A 14138-nucleotide genomic window follows, 5' to 3' on the forward strand; every position below is an offset into this window, starting at 1 on the left:
TGCGGAAGCAACAACGCAAGCCCTGTTGCGGTGAAACTGGGATTACCACTGGATTGGTATGGCAGGCAGCGGATACAAGGACTATTTCCAGGTGCTCGGTGTTGATCGCAGCGCTGATGCCAATGCCATCAAGAAAGCCTTTCGCAGCCTGGCGCGCCAATACCACCCTGACGTCAACCCTGGTGATGCCCAGGCTGAAGCGCGGTTCAAGGAGATCAGTGAGGCCTACGAAGTGCTCTCCGATCCCGAGAAACGGCGTCGTTATGAGCAATTCGGCCAGTACTGGAACCAGGCCGGAGGCATGGGCGGGGGAGCCGTACCCGGCATGGACGTCGACTTCGGTCGATACGGCAATTTCGACGATTTCATCAACGACCTGTTGGGCCGTTTCGGTGGTCCAGGCGGCGGTGGCTTCCAAGGGGGTGGCTTCCAAGGGGGTGGTTTCCCTGGGGGCGGATTTCCCGGCGGGGGATTCGCAGGGGGCGGTTTCCCGCGTGGTGGCCAGGCTTCACGCCCTCCGGTGAATCTCGATGCCGAAGCATCGGTGAATGTGACCTTTTCGGAGGCCTTTCGCGGTGGTGAACGCAGCCTCTCGGTGAACAACGAGCGCGTTCAGGTGCGCATTCCTGCTGGAGTGAAGAACGGCTCACGGCTGCGGTTGAAGGGCAAGGGCAACCTGCAACCGGGAACCGGACGGCGGGGCGATCTCTATCTCAACCTCAAGATTCAGGACCACCCGATCTGGCGCCTGGAGTCGGATCAGCTGCGGGCCGATCTCCCCGTCAGCCTCGATGAACTGGCCCTTGGAGGCATGGTTTCGGTGATGACGCCCGATGGTGAGGCCCAGGTGAGCATTCCGGCCGGCACCGCCCCGGGCCGCAGTCTGCGGCTGAAGGGCAAGGGCTGGCCGTCGAAGACCGGTCGCGGTGACCTCCTGCTCACGCTGACGCTGGCCATGCCTGCCTCGTGGAGTGAGGAGGAGCGTCGATTGTTGGAGCAACTGCGTGCCAATCGCACGGCCCATCCACGTCAAGAGTGGCTTCGTTCGGCGGCCCTCTGATCGAGTGACCCTTACGATCACACCTTGTGTTTGGGTCTGATGGAGCTCACCTACCGCCCCCGTCGTCTTCGGCGTACGCCCGCCCTACGCGCCATGGTGCGTGAGCACAGCCTCTCGGCTGCAGACTTCATCTATCCCCTCTTTGTGCATGAAGGCGCTGAGGTGGAGCCAATCGCTGCAATGCCTGGTGCCAGTCGTTGGAGCCTTGCGGCCCTCACCGGCGAAGTGAAGCGTGCCTACGACCTTGGGGTGCGTTGCATCGTTCTCTTCCCCAAGGTGTCTGAGGGACTGAAGACCGAAGACGGGGCTGAGTGCTTCAACGCCAATGGCCTGATTCCACGGGCGATCCGCCAGATCAAGGAAGCCATCCCCGAGATGGCGATCATGACCGACGTCGCCCTGGATCCCTATTCCTGCGATGGTCATGACGGGATCGTCAGCCAGGACGGCGTGGTCCTCAACGACGAGACGATCGAACTGCTCTGCAAGCAGGCCGTTGTGCAGGCTGAAGCGGGCGCTGATCTGATCGGTCCCAGCGACATGATGGACGGCAGGGTCGGTGCCATCCGTGAAGCCCTCGACGACGAAGGCTTCGAACATGTGGGCATCATCAGCTACACGGCGAAGTACTCCTCCGCGTACTACGGCCCCTTCCGTGAGGCCCTTGATTCCGCTCCCCGTGCCGCCGGCAGCAAGCCGATCCCCAAAAACAAAGACACTTATCAGATGGATCCCGCCAATGCTCGGGAAGCCATCACCGAAGCCCAGCTCGATGAGCAGGAGGGCGCCGACATCATGATGGTGAAGCCAGGTTTGGCCTATCTCGACATCATCCACCGACTGCGCGAAGAGTCGGAACTCCCCATCGCTGCCTACAACGTGAGTGGTGAGTATTCGATGGTGAAGGCCGCGGCGGAGCGGGGCTGGATCGATGAAAAAGCCGTTGTGCTGGAGACGTTGCTGAGCTTCAAGCGCGCCGGTGCTGATCTGATCCTCACGTACCACGCCTGCGATGCAGCGGCTTGGTTGAAGGAGGCTTGATCCGATGGCAACAGCCGATCAACCCAAAGGTGTGGATCGTCTCGGTCACGTTGCGATCCGTGTTGAGAACGTCGATCGGGCTGTTGCCTTCTACACCGATCTGGGCATGCGTCTGGTCTGGCGTGCCAACGACTGGTGCTATCTGGAAGCCGGGGAAGGTCGCGATGGACTCGCCTTGTTAGGCCCGGATTACAAAGCCGCTGGTCCACATTTCGCCTTCCATTTCCGCGATCGTGCGGAGGTTGATGTGATTCACGACCGTCTCAAGGCGCAGGGTGTGCACGTTGGTGCCGTCCATGACCACCGCGACGGCACGGCGTCTTTTTATCTGAAAGACCCGGAAGGCAACTGGCTCGAAATGCTTTATGAACCCCCCGGTGGCATCCCCTCCAACTGCAACTGACTTGAGTCAAGGGGCGGACCGGGCTCAGCAGGAAACCCTTGAACTGCTGGAGTGGCATCGGGTCTGTGACCATCTCAGCGGCTTTGCCAGCACCGGCATGGGCCGTGATGCGGCCCGGGTTCAACCGCTGCCCGCCAGCCTGGAGGAATCGAAACAGCGCCTGGCCGAGACGGTTGAAATGGCGGTGCTCGATGACCTCACTGAGGGGGGGCTCAGCTTCCGCGGTGTGCAGAATCTCGAGCCCGTTGTGCTGCGCTGCAGCAAGGGAGGCGTGGCCTCCGGAGAAGAGCTGCTGGCCGTGGCGGAAACGTTGGCAGCGGCCCGTCGGCTGCGCCGTCAGATCGACGATCCCGAGCTGCGCCCGGTGTGCACCGCGTTGATTGAAACGATGGTGACGCTGCCGGAGTTGGAGCAGCGGCTCAAATTTGCGCTCGAAGAGGGCGGCCGCGTCGCTGATCGCGCCAGCTCGGCGTTGTCGGCGCTTCGGCATCAATGGAACGGTCTGCGCCAGGAACGTCGCGACAAACTTCAGGAGCTGCTGCGGCGCCTGGCCCCATCCCTGCAGGACAGTGTGATCGCCGAGCGTCATGGCCGTCCTGTTCTGGCGGTGAAGGCCGGTGCGGTGAGCCTGGTGCCGGGTCAGGTGCACGACAGTTCGGCCTCAGGCAGCACCCTCTTTGTTGAACCCCGCTCGGTGCTCACCATGGGCAACAAGCTGGCGGAACTGGAGTCCCGCATCCGGGATGAGGAACGCAAGGTGTTGGCGGAGCTGAGTGCTCTGGTGGCTGAAGAGGCGTCCGCCCTCAACCAGGTGGTGGCCGTGCTGCGCGCGCTTGATCTTGCGCTGGCCCGTGGGCGTTACGGCCGCTGGCTTGGTGGCGTTGAGCCTCAGCTTGAGGCGGCAGCGGAGGCTCCGTTTCGCTTTTCAGGTCTGCGACACCCACTCTTGGTGTGGCAGCACAAACGGGCGGAGGGGCCGCCCGTGGTTCCCATCTCGGTGGAGGTGTCGCCGGAGCTGCGGGTGGTGGCGATCACGGGGCCGAACACCGGTGGCAAAACGGTCACCCTGAAAAGCATTGGCCTCGCTGCATTGATGGCACGCGCCGGCATGCTTTTGCCCTGTTCGGGGCAACCTTCCCTGCCCTGGTGTTCCCAGGTGCTGGCGGACATCGGAGATGAGCAATCCCTCCAGCAGAGCTTGTCCACCTTCAGTGGTCATGTGAAGCGCATCGGGCGCATTCTTGAGGTGCTGCAGCGCGGTGGTTCTCCGGCCCTGGTGCTGCTGGATGAGGTGGGTGCTGGAACGGATCCCAGCGAGGGAACGGCCCTGGCCACGGCTCTGCTCAAGGCTCTTGCGGATCGGGCTCGGCTCACGATTGCCACCACCCACTTCGGTGAACTCAAGGCCCTTAAATACGACGACGCTCGTTTTGAGAATGCCTCTGTTGCTTTCAATCCTGAGACCTTGTCCCCCACCTATGAATTGCTGTGGGGAATTCCAGGACGCAGCAATGCACTGGCAATCGCGACGCGCCTTGGGCTCGATTCGGATGTGCTTCACCAGGCCCAGCAGCTTCTGGCCCCAGGGGGTGATGGTGAGGTGAACAGTGTGATCCGTGGCTTGGAGGAGCAACGGCAGCGTCAGCAGGCCGCGGCAGAAGACGCTGCAGCACTTCTGGCACGCACGGAGCTGCTGCACGAGGAGTTGCTGCAGCGCTGGCAGAAGCAAAAGCAGCAGACCGCGCAACGCCAGGAGCAGGGCCGTCAACGCTTGGAGCAGTCGATCCGTCAGGGCCAGAAAGAAGTTCGCACGCTGATTCGCCGTCTGCGGGATGAGCGCGCGGATGGGGAAACCGCGCGAAAGGCTGGGCAACGGTTACGCAGCTTGGAAGACCATCACCGCCCAACCCCTGAACGGCGTGCACCCAAGCCGGGTTGGCGTCCGTCTGTGGGGGATCGCGTGCGCTTGCTTGCCCTCGGCAAGGCTGCAGATGTGTTGGCCATCACCGATGACGGCCTTCAGCTGACGGTTCGTTGTGGGGTGATGCGCACCACGGTGGATCTGGCGGCGGTGGAAAGCCTGGATGGGCGTAAGCCGGAGCCGCCTCCAAAGCCGGTGGTGAAGGTGCAAGCCCGTTCCGTCGGAGGCGGCGGTGCACAGGTGCGCACCAGTCGCAACACCCTTGATGTGCGTGGCATGCGGGTGCATGAGGCCGAAGCGGCGGTTGAGGAATGCTTGCGCAGTGCCAATGGGCCGGTTTGGGTGATCCACGGCATCGGCACGGGCAAGCTCAAGCGCGGCCTGCGCGCCTGGCTGGACACGGTGGCCTATGTGGAACGGGTGACCGATGCTGAGCACGGGGACGGCGGACCGGGCTGCAGCGTTGTCTGGGTGCGCTGAGCTGTTTCAGGCGCTTCAGTGGCTAACGGATGGCTTCACCATCCGCATCAAACAACCGCCAGCCTGTGGGGTCAGGGTCGAGGTGGATGGCATCGCCGGCAGTGATGTTGATCTCCGTTGAAGCTCTGACCTGGATGAGTTGATCACCATCCAGGAGCCGACAGGTGAGGATCTGCTCATTGCCCAGACGCTCGCAATGGCTTAACTCGGCTTGGAGATTCCGGTTTGTTGCCGGTGCCAGATGCCAGTGTTCAGGCCTCAATCCTGCGGTGAGGTGTTGGCCTTCTCGTTGAAGTAAAGGCTCGACCATTGCGCCTTCAACCTGAATGCGCTTGTTCCCCAGAATCAGAGTTGCATTGGGTCCCACCGTGACGGGCAAAAGGCTCATCGCTGGGCTGCCAATGAACTGGGCCACGAAGATGTTGGAGGGCCACCGGTACAACTCCATGGGGGTCCCGAGTTGCTGCAGGCGCCCCTGGTTCAACACAGCGATGCGGTCCCCCATGGTCATCGCTTCCACCTGGTCGTGGGTCACATAAACCGTCGTTGTTCCCAGTTCTCGCTGCAGCTCGACGATTCTTTGGCGCGTGCTCGTTCTGAGTTTGGCGTCGAGATTGCTCAGCGGTTCATCCATCAAAAACACCTCGGGATTGCGCGCCATGGCGCGTCCGAGGGCGACCCGTTGTTTCTGTCCGCCGGACAGTTCCTTTGGCCTTCGATCGAGCAATTCCGTGAGTTCCAGAGATCTGGCAACGGTGTTCACCCGGGCTTCGATTCGTTCTTCTCTGACTGACCGCACCCTCAGTGGTTTGGGTAAGGCGCGCGTGGCTCGAAAGGCCTGATCTTGGATGCGCTGGACGGTTGATCTCGCCTGGCTTCTGCGCAGTCCGAAGCTGAGGTTGTCCCGCACGCTGAGATGCGGGTAGAGCGCATAGCTCTGGAACACCATGGCGACGTTGCGGCGCGCTGGAGGCACATCACTGATGGGCCGGGACCCGATTCTGATTTCGCCGCTGGTGGGGCTGTCGAGACCAGCGAGCAGTCGCAGCAAGGTGCTTTTGCCGCACCCCGAGGGACCGACCAGCACCAAAAACTCGCCATCGTTGATCGTCAGATTCAACTGACGAATCACTTCAACGGGATCATCGCCGCCGCGTGCTGGGAAGGTCTTGCTGAGGTCTTCGAAACGGACGCCGGCCAACGACAGAGCTGCAGCGGCTGAATCTTAGGGTTATGGATTGGATTGAGCCGGCAGCACCGTGCAGTTCATCGATCAGGCACGGATCACGGTCCGAGGCGGGCGCGGCGGCGATGGCATCGCTGCATTTCGCCGTGAAAAGTATGTGCCCGCTGGAGGCCCCTCCGGAGGTGACGGCGGGTGTGGGGCTCCCGTGGTTCTCGAGGCCGACAGCAACCTGCAAACCCTGCTCGATTTCAAATACAAACGCCTGTTCGCCGCTGACGATGGGCGACGCGGTGGTCCGAATAAATGCACCGGTGCATCAGGGAAAGACCTGGTGATCAAGGTGCCTTGCGGCACGGAGGTACGCCATCTGCGCACCGGCATTCTTCTGGGAGACCTCACCACCCCGGGTGAGCGTCTCACCGTTGCCTTCGGTGGGCGAGGTGGTTTGGGCAACGCCCATTACCTGAGCAATCGCAACCGCGCTCCGGAGAAATTCACCGAGGGCCGTGAGGGTGAGGAATGGCCCCTGCAGCTGGAACTCAAGTTGCTGGCTGAGGTGGGCATCATTGGTCTTCCCAATGCCGGCAAGAGCACCTTGATCGCCGTGCTGTCGGCAGCGCGACCCAAGATTGCCGATTACCCCTTCACCACCTTGGTTCCCAACCTTGGTGTGGTGCGCCGTCCCAGTGGAGATGGAACCGTGTTCGCGGATATTCCAGGCTTGATTGAGGGGGCCGCCCAGGGCGCTGGTCTTGGCCACGATTTTCTGCGCCATATCGAACGCACCCGTCTGCTGATCCACCTTGTGGACGCCGGATCCGAGGATCCCGTGGCTGACCTGAACGTCGTCCAGCAGGAGCTGGAGGCCTATGGCCATGGCCTGGTCGATCGACCACGGCTTCTGGTGATCAACAAGCAGGAGTTGGTGTCAGAGCAGGACCTTCCTGAACTCCGCCAAAACCTCGAAACAGCGAGCGGTCGTCCCGTGCTGTGCATTTCCGCAGCGATGGGAACCAATCTCGATCGGTTGCTGGCAGAAATCTGGGCCGAACTCGGAGTGTGACTCGAGGCTCTAGACATTCTTCATGTGATCAGCCACACCGATGCTTGTGGCCTGATCGCGGGGGAGCCATAACGGGAATGTCTCTCCCATGACATGACCTTTTACACCTGTCTGGACAACAAGGGTGACGTGATCGCCCGGTGCCAAACGAAAGAAGATGTTGCTGTGCTTCAACGCATGGGACGCCCGATCGCTGAAGTGAAGGCAATGCGTAAGGAGGAGGCTGTCGTCTGCAGCCTGACCGGCAGCCCCTCCGACTACAACGAGGACTACTGAGCCCTCGTTGGATTGACGTCGCTGGTTGGTTCAGTCGTCGTAGACGCGGCACTCCTCGGCATCGGGATTGGCCTCGCAATGCAGCTCGAGCGACGTGGGGTCGTGGCTGTCGCCGGGGTGGTGTTCCTTGTATTCCTCCAGCGACTTCAGCTCATCGGTGAGGTGACGAACCTTGGCCTCGTCCCCAGCTGCTTTGGCAGCTTCGATGTCGGATTGATCCTTCTGGATGTGTTCGTCGATGGACTTCATGAATTCAGACCGTGGCCTGGCAGCACATTACGGCGATTCATCGGTTTTGGAGTGGTGGAATCCCACCCCATGACCATCCGACAACGTTGATTTGAAGTGGTTGTAGCCGTGGCTACAAGCACAGCTCCAGATCGTTGATCAGGGCGCCAATTCACTGAGTTCCAGCCAGCGATCTTCCGCTTGTTCAATGCGGTTGATGATCTCAGCCAAATCGAGACTCAGCTTGGCCATGTCAGCGCCTTCCCGGGTCATTTGCTGTTCCAGCTCCTCTTTCTTCAGCTCCAGTTCAGGCAGCTGTTGATCAAGCGCCGCAAGCTCCTTGTTTTCCTTGAAGTTTCGCCGCCGCGGGCCGTCGCGCTTGGTCTTGCGGCTGCTCTCTGGTTTTGGTGTGGAGGGTTTGCTCGCCTGGCTTTGGCTGCGTTCCTCCTGGCGTTGCTGCTCCAGAAACGCGCTGTAGTTCCCTTCAAAGCGATTGAGCCGTCCTTGGTCGAAACAGAACAGACGATCAACCGTGCGATCGAGGAAGTAACGGTCGTGGGACACAACGATCACGCAACCTCGGAAGTCCTCAAGAAAATCCTCCAGGACGCTGAGGGTCTGAACATCCAGATCATTGGTGGGTTCGTCCAACAGCAACACGTTGGGCGCCTGGATCAGCATCCGGCAGAGGGTGAGGCGGCGGCGCTCGCCTCCCGAGAGCTTGGCCAAGGGGCTGTGCTGCTGGGCCGGTGGAAACAAAAAGCGTTCCAGAAGCTGGGATGCGGTGACTTGCTCACCCCCCAGATCGATCCGGCTGGCGGCTTCTTCCACGAACTCGATCACTTTGCGATCGAGCCCTTTGCCTTTGTTGAAGTCTTCGGTGTGCTGGTCCAGGTAACCGATGTGAACGGTCTCCCCAAGCAGCAGGCTGCCCTGGGTTGGCTCGCGCCGTCCGGCGATGAGATCAAGCAGGGTGGATTTGCCGCTGCCGTTGGGGCCGATGATGCCGATGCGGTCTTCAGGGCTGAAGCTGTAGCTGAAGCCATCGAGGAGTGGGCGACCGCCCCCGCTGCCATCGGCTGTGACCCCAACGGCTTCCGCTTCGATCACCTGTTTGCCGATGCGCCGGCTGATGCCGGTCATCTCCAGCTTTGCTTTGCCTTGATTGGGTTTCTGCTCGCGCATCGCTTCGATGCGTTGCAGTCGCGCCTTCTGTTTGGTGCTGCGGGCCTTGGGGCCCTGGCGTAGCCAGGCCAACTCGCGGCGAAGCACGCTTTTGAACTTGGCCGCTGAGGCTGCTTCTGAGGCCTCTTCTTCGGCTTTGTGTTGCAGAAAGGTGCTGTAATTCCCCTCATAGGTGCGGGCCTGGCCTCGGTCCACCTCCACCATCCGCCGCGTCACCCGATCGAGCACATAGCGGTCATGGGTGACCAGCACCAGAGCGCCGGGATAGCGATCCAGCCAGCTCTGCAGCCATTCCACGGCAGCGGCATCGAGATGGTTGGTGGGCTCATCCAGCAGCAGCACATCGGGGCAGGCCACCAGGGCTGATGCCAGACCCACCCGTTTGCGGTAACCGCCGGAGAGGTCGTCGACCGGGCGTTGGAGATCGCTGATGCCCAATTTCTGCAGCACTTCCCGGCATTGCTGCTCCAGGCTCCAGGCGTCCTCTTCATCCATCCGTTGGCTGAGCTGACCCAGCTCCGCCATCAGTGCTTCATTGCTGGGGTCTGCCGCGATGGCGTCGCTGAGGGCGCTGAAGCGCACCAGCAGATCCCGTTTGGCACCACAGCCCTCCAGCACCTGTTCCAGCACCGTGAGCCCCGGAGTGATCCGGCTCTCCTGACCCACCAGCTCCACCCGGAGCCGGGGTGAGCAGCGCCGTTCCCCGTCCCCGAGTGGCTCTTTCCCCGCCAGCACCTTCAGCAGGGTGGATTTGCCGGCGCCATTGGGACCGATCAGTCCCAGCCGCTCCCCTTCACCGATGTGGAGATCGAGATCGGAAAAGAGGGTGCGGATGCCGAAATCCTTGGCCGCACCCACCAGGCTGATCAGACTCACGGCGTGCCAGCGGGCAGTTGACCGTCCAGATAAGCAAACACGCTCTTGTCGCCCACATCCGCTGCTGCCTCCATGCCGAATTTGCGCAGGGCCAGCAACACCAGCAGCAACGCTGCACTTTCCAGCAGAGCCAGGCAGAGGGGGCCATTGATCAGACCCACCAGATGCCCCAGCAGCGCTGCCGGCAGCAGCAAGGTGAGGCCGATGGCTTCGGAACGTTGGAAGCAGAAAAACTCCTTGAAGCCGATGCCCGCCAAGGCGGCAAACAGCGGCCCTATGGCCAAGATCCACAGCGGCTGATCCTGGAGGGTTGAGAGCACTTCGGTGGGGCCGGCCTGCAGCGGCAGGGCCCCCCAACCGATGCAACCGCTGAGCCAGAACAGTTGCAGGGCGCGGTGCAAGGGACGGAGATAAATGTGAATCCAGCGCAGGGCCAGGCCCAGGGCTGTGGCCATCGGCAGCACCCAGAGCCATGCCCAGGGGTTATCGGTCTGCCACCACTGCAGCACCCCTGCAGCCAGGCTGAGGCCTGTGATCAACAGGGCGATCCGATAGGAACGCACCTCCTGGCGATCGGCAGCGGTGATCGAGTAGGTGCCGTAAACACCTTCGAAGGTTGGATCTGCGCTGGTCATCCCGACGCTGCCGTGCTGTTCACCAGTGTGCTCAGGTCAGGACCTGCTGGAACGATGCCGCTGGGATTGAGGGGGAACAGGGCACCGAAGTAATCGTGTCGCCAGGCGTTCCCGTCGCAGGTGTCCGCCACGCCCGGCAAAGCGTAAAAGCGTTGTCGCCATGCCCAGAGGTGCGGGTAGTGCCAGAGCGGCTGCCGACTGCAGCCGAACAGGGGCGCATAGACCAGCTCCCAGCGGATCAAGGTGGGAAATAAGCGCACGTCCGCCAGGGTCAGTGCCCTGCCGCACAGCCATGGACCATTGCTTTCAAGGCTCTGCTCCACCGCCGCAAGGGCGGCGAAGAGATCGGCTTCAGCGCGGTCGTAGGCCGCTTGGTTGCGGGCGAAACCGCAGCGGTACACCCCATCGTTGATGGCCGGTTGCAGTCGCTGCTGCCAGGCCTGGATCCTTTCGGTGGCTTCCGCCGGTGCCAGGTCCACAACAGCGTCTTGATGGGGCCAGCGGTTCAACAGCTCCACCAGTGGTGCACTGTCATTGCCCAGCAGGCTGCGCGTCTTCGGATCCACCAGCACAGGCACGGTGGCCCGGTAGCTGGGGGGGGCGCCGCAGTGCTGATACAACTCCAGCAGCGTGTCGCACCCCTCCCAAGCGGGATTGAGGGCCCAGCGTCCAGCGTTGTGATCCGCCTGTGCCATCACGAGGGTGAGGCTGTTGTGCAGATGGCGCAGCTGATGCACCAGCCAGGTGCGGTGGGCCCAGGGGCAACTGCGCCCGATCACCAGGATTGGCCGTTGGTCTGCGCTGCGCTGGAGCAGGTCTGCGGGGTCTAAAGCCGGCGGGCTGAGTGGATCGCTGCTTGGGCGGGTGTAATTGCCGGCCGCATCGGCAGGGCCCAGCCCACCCATGAGCCGTTGCCATTGCCAGCGCCAACTGCGACGGGCGGCCGTGACCACGACAGGTGGGATCAACATGGCGCGGTTTGGATCGCTTCCATCCTCGCTGTGACTCGTGCTTCAGTCGGAACTTGGTTCGCTGTGGTCCATGAGCAGCTGTGGCGTTCTTGTGGTGGCCGGCACCCACGGCAATGAGGTCAATGCCCCTTGGTTGCTGCAGCAGTGGCAGGCCAACCCTGATCTGATCAACGCTGCTGGCTTGGCGGTGCAGAAGGTGATCGGCAACCCGGAAGCGTTGCGCCGCCGCTGCCGCTACGTCGATCGTGACCTCAACCGCTGCTTCCTCCCGGAACAGTTGGAGCAGGGGGCCCCCGGCTTGGAGTTTCAGCGTGCTGGGGAACTCCTGCGCTTGCACGGCCCGACCGGCGAGCAGCCTTGTGCCGTGGCCATCGATTTGCACAGCACCACAGCGGCCATGGGCAATTGCCTGGTGGTGTACGGCCGGCGTCCTGCTGATCTCGCCCTCGCGGCTTTGGTGCAGGGAGCGCTTGGCCTGCCGATTTATCTGCACGAAGCCGATGCTCAGCAGACCGGCTTCCTTGTTGAATCCTGGCCCTGCGGCCTGGTGATCGAGGTGGGCCCTGTGCCGCAAGGCCTGCTCAATGCCCGGGTCGTTGAACAGACCCGTCTTGGCTTGGAAACCTGCCTGAGGGCCTTGGATCAGGCACATCAGGGCTTGGCCCGGCTGCCGGATGCTCTGGTGGTGCACCGTCACCTGGGGAGTCGGGATCTTCCGAAGGCGGAGAACGGAGAGCCTCAGGCCCTTGTGCATCCCGAACTGCAGGGACGCGATTGGCAGGACATCAGCTCAACCCAGGCGATGTTCCGTGCTGCGGATGGCACCAATCGTGGTGAAGCGTGGGTTGAGGGGGAGATTCCGGTGTTTGTGAATGAAGCGGCCTACGCGGAGAAAAGCATTGCTTTCTCCCTCACGCGCCGGGAGGTGTGGCCCGTGCAGCCCACCTGGCTGCCGGCCTTGCAGCAGCTGCTCTCTGCGGCCTAACCGCAGGCCCAAACACCTTTCCCTTCTTGAGAGCAGATCAGATTGCTCGTCTGACCATCGGCCCAGTACATCCGCAATCGGTCGTCCTCGGTGTCGATCCGCAGGGTGAGGGATCGCAGCGGACCGGCCGGGGTTTTGCTGTCGGCATCCCCGCCGGGCGACTTGATTTGTTGCAGCTCCTGCTCCAGCTGGTTGATGCGTTGTTCCAGCTGTTTGATCGAAGCGCTTGCGTTGGGTTTGTCGCCGCTCGAGCTCACCAGTCCACAGCTTGTGAGACCAACCGAGGTCAGCCCAAGACAAATCAGAGGAATCAAACGCTGCATGGGCCTGTGCTGATTGGCCCCAGCCTCTCAACAGAACTGGCCCTGGGCCAGACGTTCACTCCAATACACGGTGGCACCTTGAGCCTCCAGCTCCAGTCGCCTGTGGCGGGCCTGGCTCAGAGGAACGGTTTCCTCCAAGCGGTGGCCGGCTTGCATCCAGCGGATCAGAACCAAAAGCGCCTTGGTGAGTCTCATGAATCTTAAGTCTTTCGAAAGCATCGCTTTCCTCTCCTGGGGCGCTTAAGCGTTGGTTTCGCAATCTGTGGACACACAGCGCAAACTTCCTTTACACTCCCGATCAGGCAGGGCTCTCCTGCCCTTCCTTAAACCGTTCCTTCGGGAACATTTCTTTCCGTTCTCATGACCACCACCCTCCAGCAGCGCTCCGGCGCTTCCAGCTGGCAGGCCTTCTGTGAGTGGGTCACCTCCACCAACAACCGTCTGTATGTCGGTTGGTTCGGTGTGCTGATGATCCCCACACTGTTGGCTGCCACCATCTGCTTCGTCATCGCTTTCGTCGCCGCTCCTCCGGTCGACATCGATGGCATCCGTGAGCCCGTCGCTGGCTCCCTGATCTACGGCAACAACATCATCTCCGGTGCTGTTGTTCCTTCCAGCAACGCCATCGGCCTGCACTTCTATCCCATCTGGGAAGCTGCTTCCCTCGATGAGTGGCTGTACAACGGCGGCCCCTTCCAGCTGGTTGTTTTCCACTTCCTCATCGGCATCTACGCCTACATGGGTCGTGAGTGGGAACTCTCCTACCGCCTGGGCATGCGCCCCTGGATCTGCGTTGCCTACAGCGCACCTGTCGCTGCAGCCTCCGCTGTCTTCCTGGTTTACCCCTTCGGTCAGGGTTCCTTCTCTGACGCAATGCCCCTGGGCATCTCTGGCACCTTCAACTACATGCTGGTGTTCCAGGCCGAGCACAACATCCTGATGCACCCCTTCCACATGCTGGGCGTCGCAGGTGTTTTCGGCGGCAGCCTGTTCTCCGCCATGCACGGCTCCCTGGTGACCTCCTCCCTGGTGCGTGAAACCACCGAGAGCGAGTCCCAGAACTACGGCTACAAGTTCGGCCAAGAGGAAGAGACCTACAACATCGTGGCTGCCCACGGTTACTTCGGTCGCCTGATCTTCCAATACGCCTCCTTCAACAACAGCCGTAGCCTTCACTTCTTCCTGGCTGCCTGGCCTGTTGTCGGCATCTGGTTCACTGCCCTCGGCGTGTCAACCATGGCCTTCAACCTGAACGGCTTCAACTTCAACCAGTCCATCCTTGATGGTCAGGGCCGCGTCCTGAACACCTGGGCTGATGTGCTGAACCGTGCCGGCCTCGGCATGGAAGTGATGCACGAGCGCAACGCTCACAACTTCCCCCTCGACCTGGCTGCTGCTGAGTCCACTCCTGTGGCTCTGCAGGCTCCTGCCATCGGTTGATCTGGAATCAACAAACGATTCAGATCAACTGAATCGGAAAGCCCCCTCCTAGGAGGGGGCTTTTT

General features: G+C 61.7%; 15 protein-coding genes. 8 read left to right on the plus strand and 7 right to left on the minus strand.

Going from position 1 to position 14138, the window contains the following annotated elements:
- The first annotated feature begins 58 nt into the window (after nucleotides 1–58).
- The 4 genes from SynTAK9802_RS02595 to SynTAK9802_RS02610 are packed head-to-tail and all read left to right on the plus strand — an operon-like array spanning nucleotide 59 to nucleotide 4905.
- On the plus strand, nucleotides 59–1060 hold the full coding sequence (locus SynTAK9802_RS02595) for a DnaJ C-terminal domain-containing protein (protein WP_186497124.1): 1002 nt from the start codon (nucleotides 59–61) through the stop codon (nucleotides 1058–1060).
- A gap of 39 nt (nucleotides 1061–1099) precedes the next feature.
- Nucleotides 1100–2101 (plus strand): porphobilinogen synthase, encoded by a 1002-nt coding sequence (hemB, locus tag SynTAK9802_RS02600; RefSeq protein ID WP_186497126.1) that lies wholly within the window; start codon nucleotides 1100–1102, stop codon nucleotides 2099–2101.
- Nucleotides 2102–2105: 4 nt separating this feature from the next.
- Nucleotides 2106–2504 carry a VOC family protein gene (locus SynTAK9802_RS02605; RefSeq protein WP_115010309.1) on the plus strand — a complete coding sequence of 133 codons (399 nt, stop codon included), beginning with the start codon at nucleotides 2106–2108 and terminating at the stop codon, nucleotides 2502–2504.
- Nucleotides 2467–4905, plus strand: a complete 2439-nt coding sequence (locus tag SynTAK9802_RS02610) for an endonuclease MutS2 (RefSeq protein WP_255487814.1) — start codon at nucleotides 2467–2469, stop codon at nucleotides 4903–4905. The genes SynTAK9802_RS02605 and SynTAK9802_RS02610 overlap by 38 nt, the downstream gene beginning before the upstream one ends.
- Before the next feature lie 22 nt (nucleotides 4906–4927).
- Here SynTAK9802_RS02610 and SynTAK9802_RS02615 read toward each other — a convergent pair whose 3' ends face one another.
- Nucleotides 4928–6106 (minus strand): ABC transporter ATP-binding protein, encoded by a 1179-nt coding sequence (locus tag SynTAK9802_RS02615; protein WP_186497130.1) that lies wholly within the window; start codon nucleotides 6104–6106, stop codon nucleotides 4928–4930.
- Nucleotides 6107–6164: 58 nt separating this feature from the next.
- On the opposite strand from SynTAK9802_RS02615, the gene obgE reads away from it, so the two are divergent.
- Complete coding sequence (gene obgE / locus SynTAK9802_RS02620; RefSeq protein ID WP_186497132.1) at nucleotides 6165–7154, plus strand: GTPase ObgE; 990 nt, start codon at nucleotides 6165–6167, stop codon at nucleotides 7152–7154.
- Nucleotides 7155–7247: 93 nt separating this feature from the next.
- On the plus strand, nucleotides 7248–7430 hold the full coding sequence (locus SynTAK9802_RS02625; RefSeq protein ID WP_114988937.1) for a hypothetical protein: 183 nt from the start codon (nucleotides 7248–7250) through the stop codon (nucleotides 7428–7430).
- Nucleotides 7431–7460: 30 nt separating this feature from the next.
- Here SynTAK9802_RS02625 and SynTAK9802_RS02630 read toward each other — a convergent pair whose 3' ends face one another.
- The 4 genes from SynTAK9802_RS02630 to SynTAK9802_RS02645 all read right to left on the minus strand — a co-directional run bounded on the left by SynTAK9802_RS02630 (nucleotide 7461) and on the right by SynTAK9802_RS02645 (nucleotide 11325).
- Entirely contained in the window at nucleotides 7461–7679 is a 219-nt protein-coding gene (locus SynTAK9802_RS02630; protein WP_114988936.1) for a CP12 domain-containing protein, read from the minus strand.
- A 138-nt stretch (nucleotides 7680–7817) separates the two neighbouring features.
- Nucleotides 7818–9719, minus strand: a complete 1902-nt coding sequence (locus tag SynTAK9802_RS02635; RefSeq protein ID WP_186497133.1) for an ABC-F family ATP-binding cassette domain-containing protein — start codon at nucleotides 9717–9719, stop codon at nucleotides 7818–7820.
- Nucleotides 9716–10354 carry a DUF2301 domain-containing membrane protein gene (locus SynTAK9802_RS02640; protein ID WP_186497134.1) on the minus strand — a complete coding sequence of 213 codons (639 nt, stop codon included), beginning with the start codon at nucleotides 10352–10354 and terminating at the stop codon, nucleotides 9716–9718. The genes SynTAK9802_RS02635 and SynTAK9802_RS02640 overlap by 4 nt, the downstream gene beginning before the upstream one ends.
- A complete protein-coding gene (locus SynTAK9802_RS02645; protein WP_186497135.1) occupies nucleotides 10351–11325 on the minus strand; it encodes a glutathione S-transferase C-terminal domain-containing protein in 975 nt (324 codons plus the stop codon). The genes SynTAK9802_RS02640 and SynTAK9802_RS02645 overlap by 4 nt, the downstream gene beginning before the upstream one ends.
- 70 nt (nucleotides 11326–11395) lie before the next feature.
- On the opposite strand from SynTAK9802_RS02645, the gene SynTAK9802_RS02650 reads away from it, so the two are divergent.
- Nucleotides 11396–12310, plus strand: coding sequence for an aspartoacylase (locus tag SynTAK9802_RS02650; RefSeq protein ID WP_186497136.1), 915 nt, complete (start codon nucleotides 11396–11398; stop codon nucleotides 12308–12310).
- Here SynTAK9802_RS02650 and SynTAK9802_RS02655 read toward each other — a convergent pair.
- Together SynTAK9802_RS02655 and SynTAK9802_RS02660 are read right to left on the minus strand one after the other, a co-directional pair.
- Nucleotides 12307–12567 carry a hypothetical protein gene (locus SynTAK9802_RS02655; RefSeq protein ID WP_255487815.1) on the minus strand — a complete coding sequence of 87 codons (261 nt, stop codon included), beginning with the start codon at nucleotides 12565–12567 and terminating at the stop codon, nucleotides 12307–12309. The two genes, SynTAK9802_RS02650 and SynTAK9802_RS02655, sit on opposite strands and share 4 nt — an antisense overlap.
- 93 nt (nucleotides 12568–12660) lie before the next feature.
- Entirely contained in the window at nucleotides 12661–12828 is a 168-nt protein-coding gene (locus SynTAK9802_RS02660; RefSeq protein WP_170950919.1) for a hypothetical protein, read from the minus strand.
- A 165-nt stretch (nucleotides 12829–12993) separates the two neighbouring features.
- Between SynTAK9802_RS02660 and psbA the strand changes: the two genes are divergently transcribed.
- Nucleotides 12994–14073, plus strand: coding sequence for a photosystem II q(b) protein (gene psbA / locus SynTAK9802_RS02665; protein WP_006850357.1), 1080 nt, complete (start codon nucleotides 12994–12996; stop codon nucleotides 14071–14073).
- Nucleotides 14074–14138: the final 65 nt, after the last annotated feature.

Origin of the sequence: Synechococcus sp. TAK9802 (assembly GCF_014279535.1) — a bacterium.
Classification (GTDB): domain Bacteria; phylum Cyanobacteriota; class Cyanobacteriia; order PCC-6307; family Cyanobiaceae; genus Parasynechococcus.

Coding starts and splice junctions, on each gene's coding strand:
- SynTAK9802_RS02595 (WP_186497124.1), top strand. CDS start 59: ATGGCAGGCAGCGGATACAAGGACTATTTCCAGGTGCTCGGTGTTGAT.
- hemB (WP_186497126.1), top strand. CDS start 1,100: ATGGAGCTCACCTACCGCCCCCGTCGTCTTCGGCGTACGCCCGCCCTA.
- SynTAK9802_RS02605 (WP_115010309.1), top strand. CDS start 2,106: ATGGCAACAGCCGATCAACCCAAAGGTGTGGATCGTCTCGGTCACGTT.
- SynTAK9802_RS02610 (WP_255487814.1), top strand. CDS start 2,467: ATGAACCCCCCGGTGGCATCCCCTCCAACTGCAACTGACTTGAGTCAA.
- SynTAK9802_RS02625 (WP_114988937.1), top strand. CDS start 7,248: ATGACCTTTTACACCTGTCTGGACAACAAGGGTGACGTGATCGCCCGG.
- SynTAK9802_RS02630 (WP_114988936.1), bottom strand. CDS start 7,679: ATGAAGTCCATCGACGAACACATCCAGAAGGATCAATCCGACATCGAA.
- SynTAK9802_RS02640 (WP_186497134.1), bottom strand. CDS start 10,354: ATGACCAGCGCAGATCCAACCTTCGAAGGTGTTTACGGCACCTACTCG.
- SynTAK9802_RS02645 (WP_186497135.1), bottom strand. CDS start 11,325: ATGTTGATCCCACCTGTCGTGGTCACGGCCGCCCGTCGCAGTTGGCGC.
- SynTAK9802_RS02650 (WP_186497136.1), top strand. CDS start 11,396: ATGAGCAGCTGTGGCGTTCTTGTGGTGGCCGGCACCCACGGCAATGAG.
- SynTAK9802_RS02660 (WP_170950919.1), bottom strand. CDS start 12,828: ATGAGACTCACCAAGGCGCTTTTGGTTCTGATCCGCTGGATGCAAGCC.
- psbA (WP_006850357.1), top strand. CDS start 12,994: ATGACCACCACCCTCCAGCAGCGCTCCGGCGCTTCCAGCTGGCAGGCC.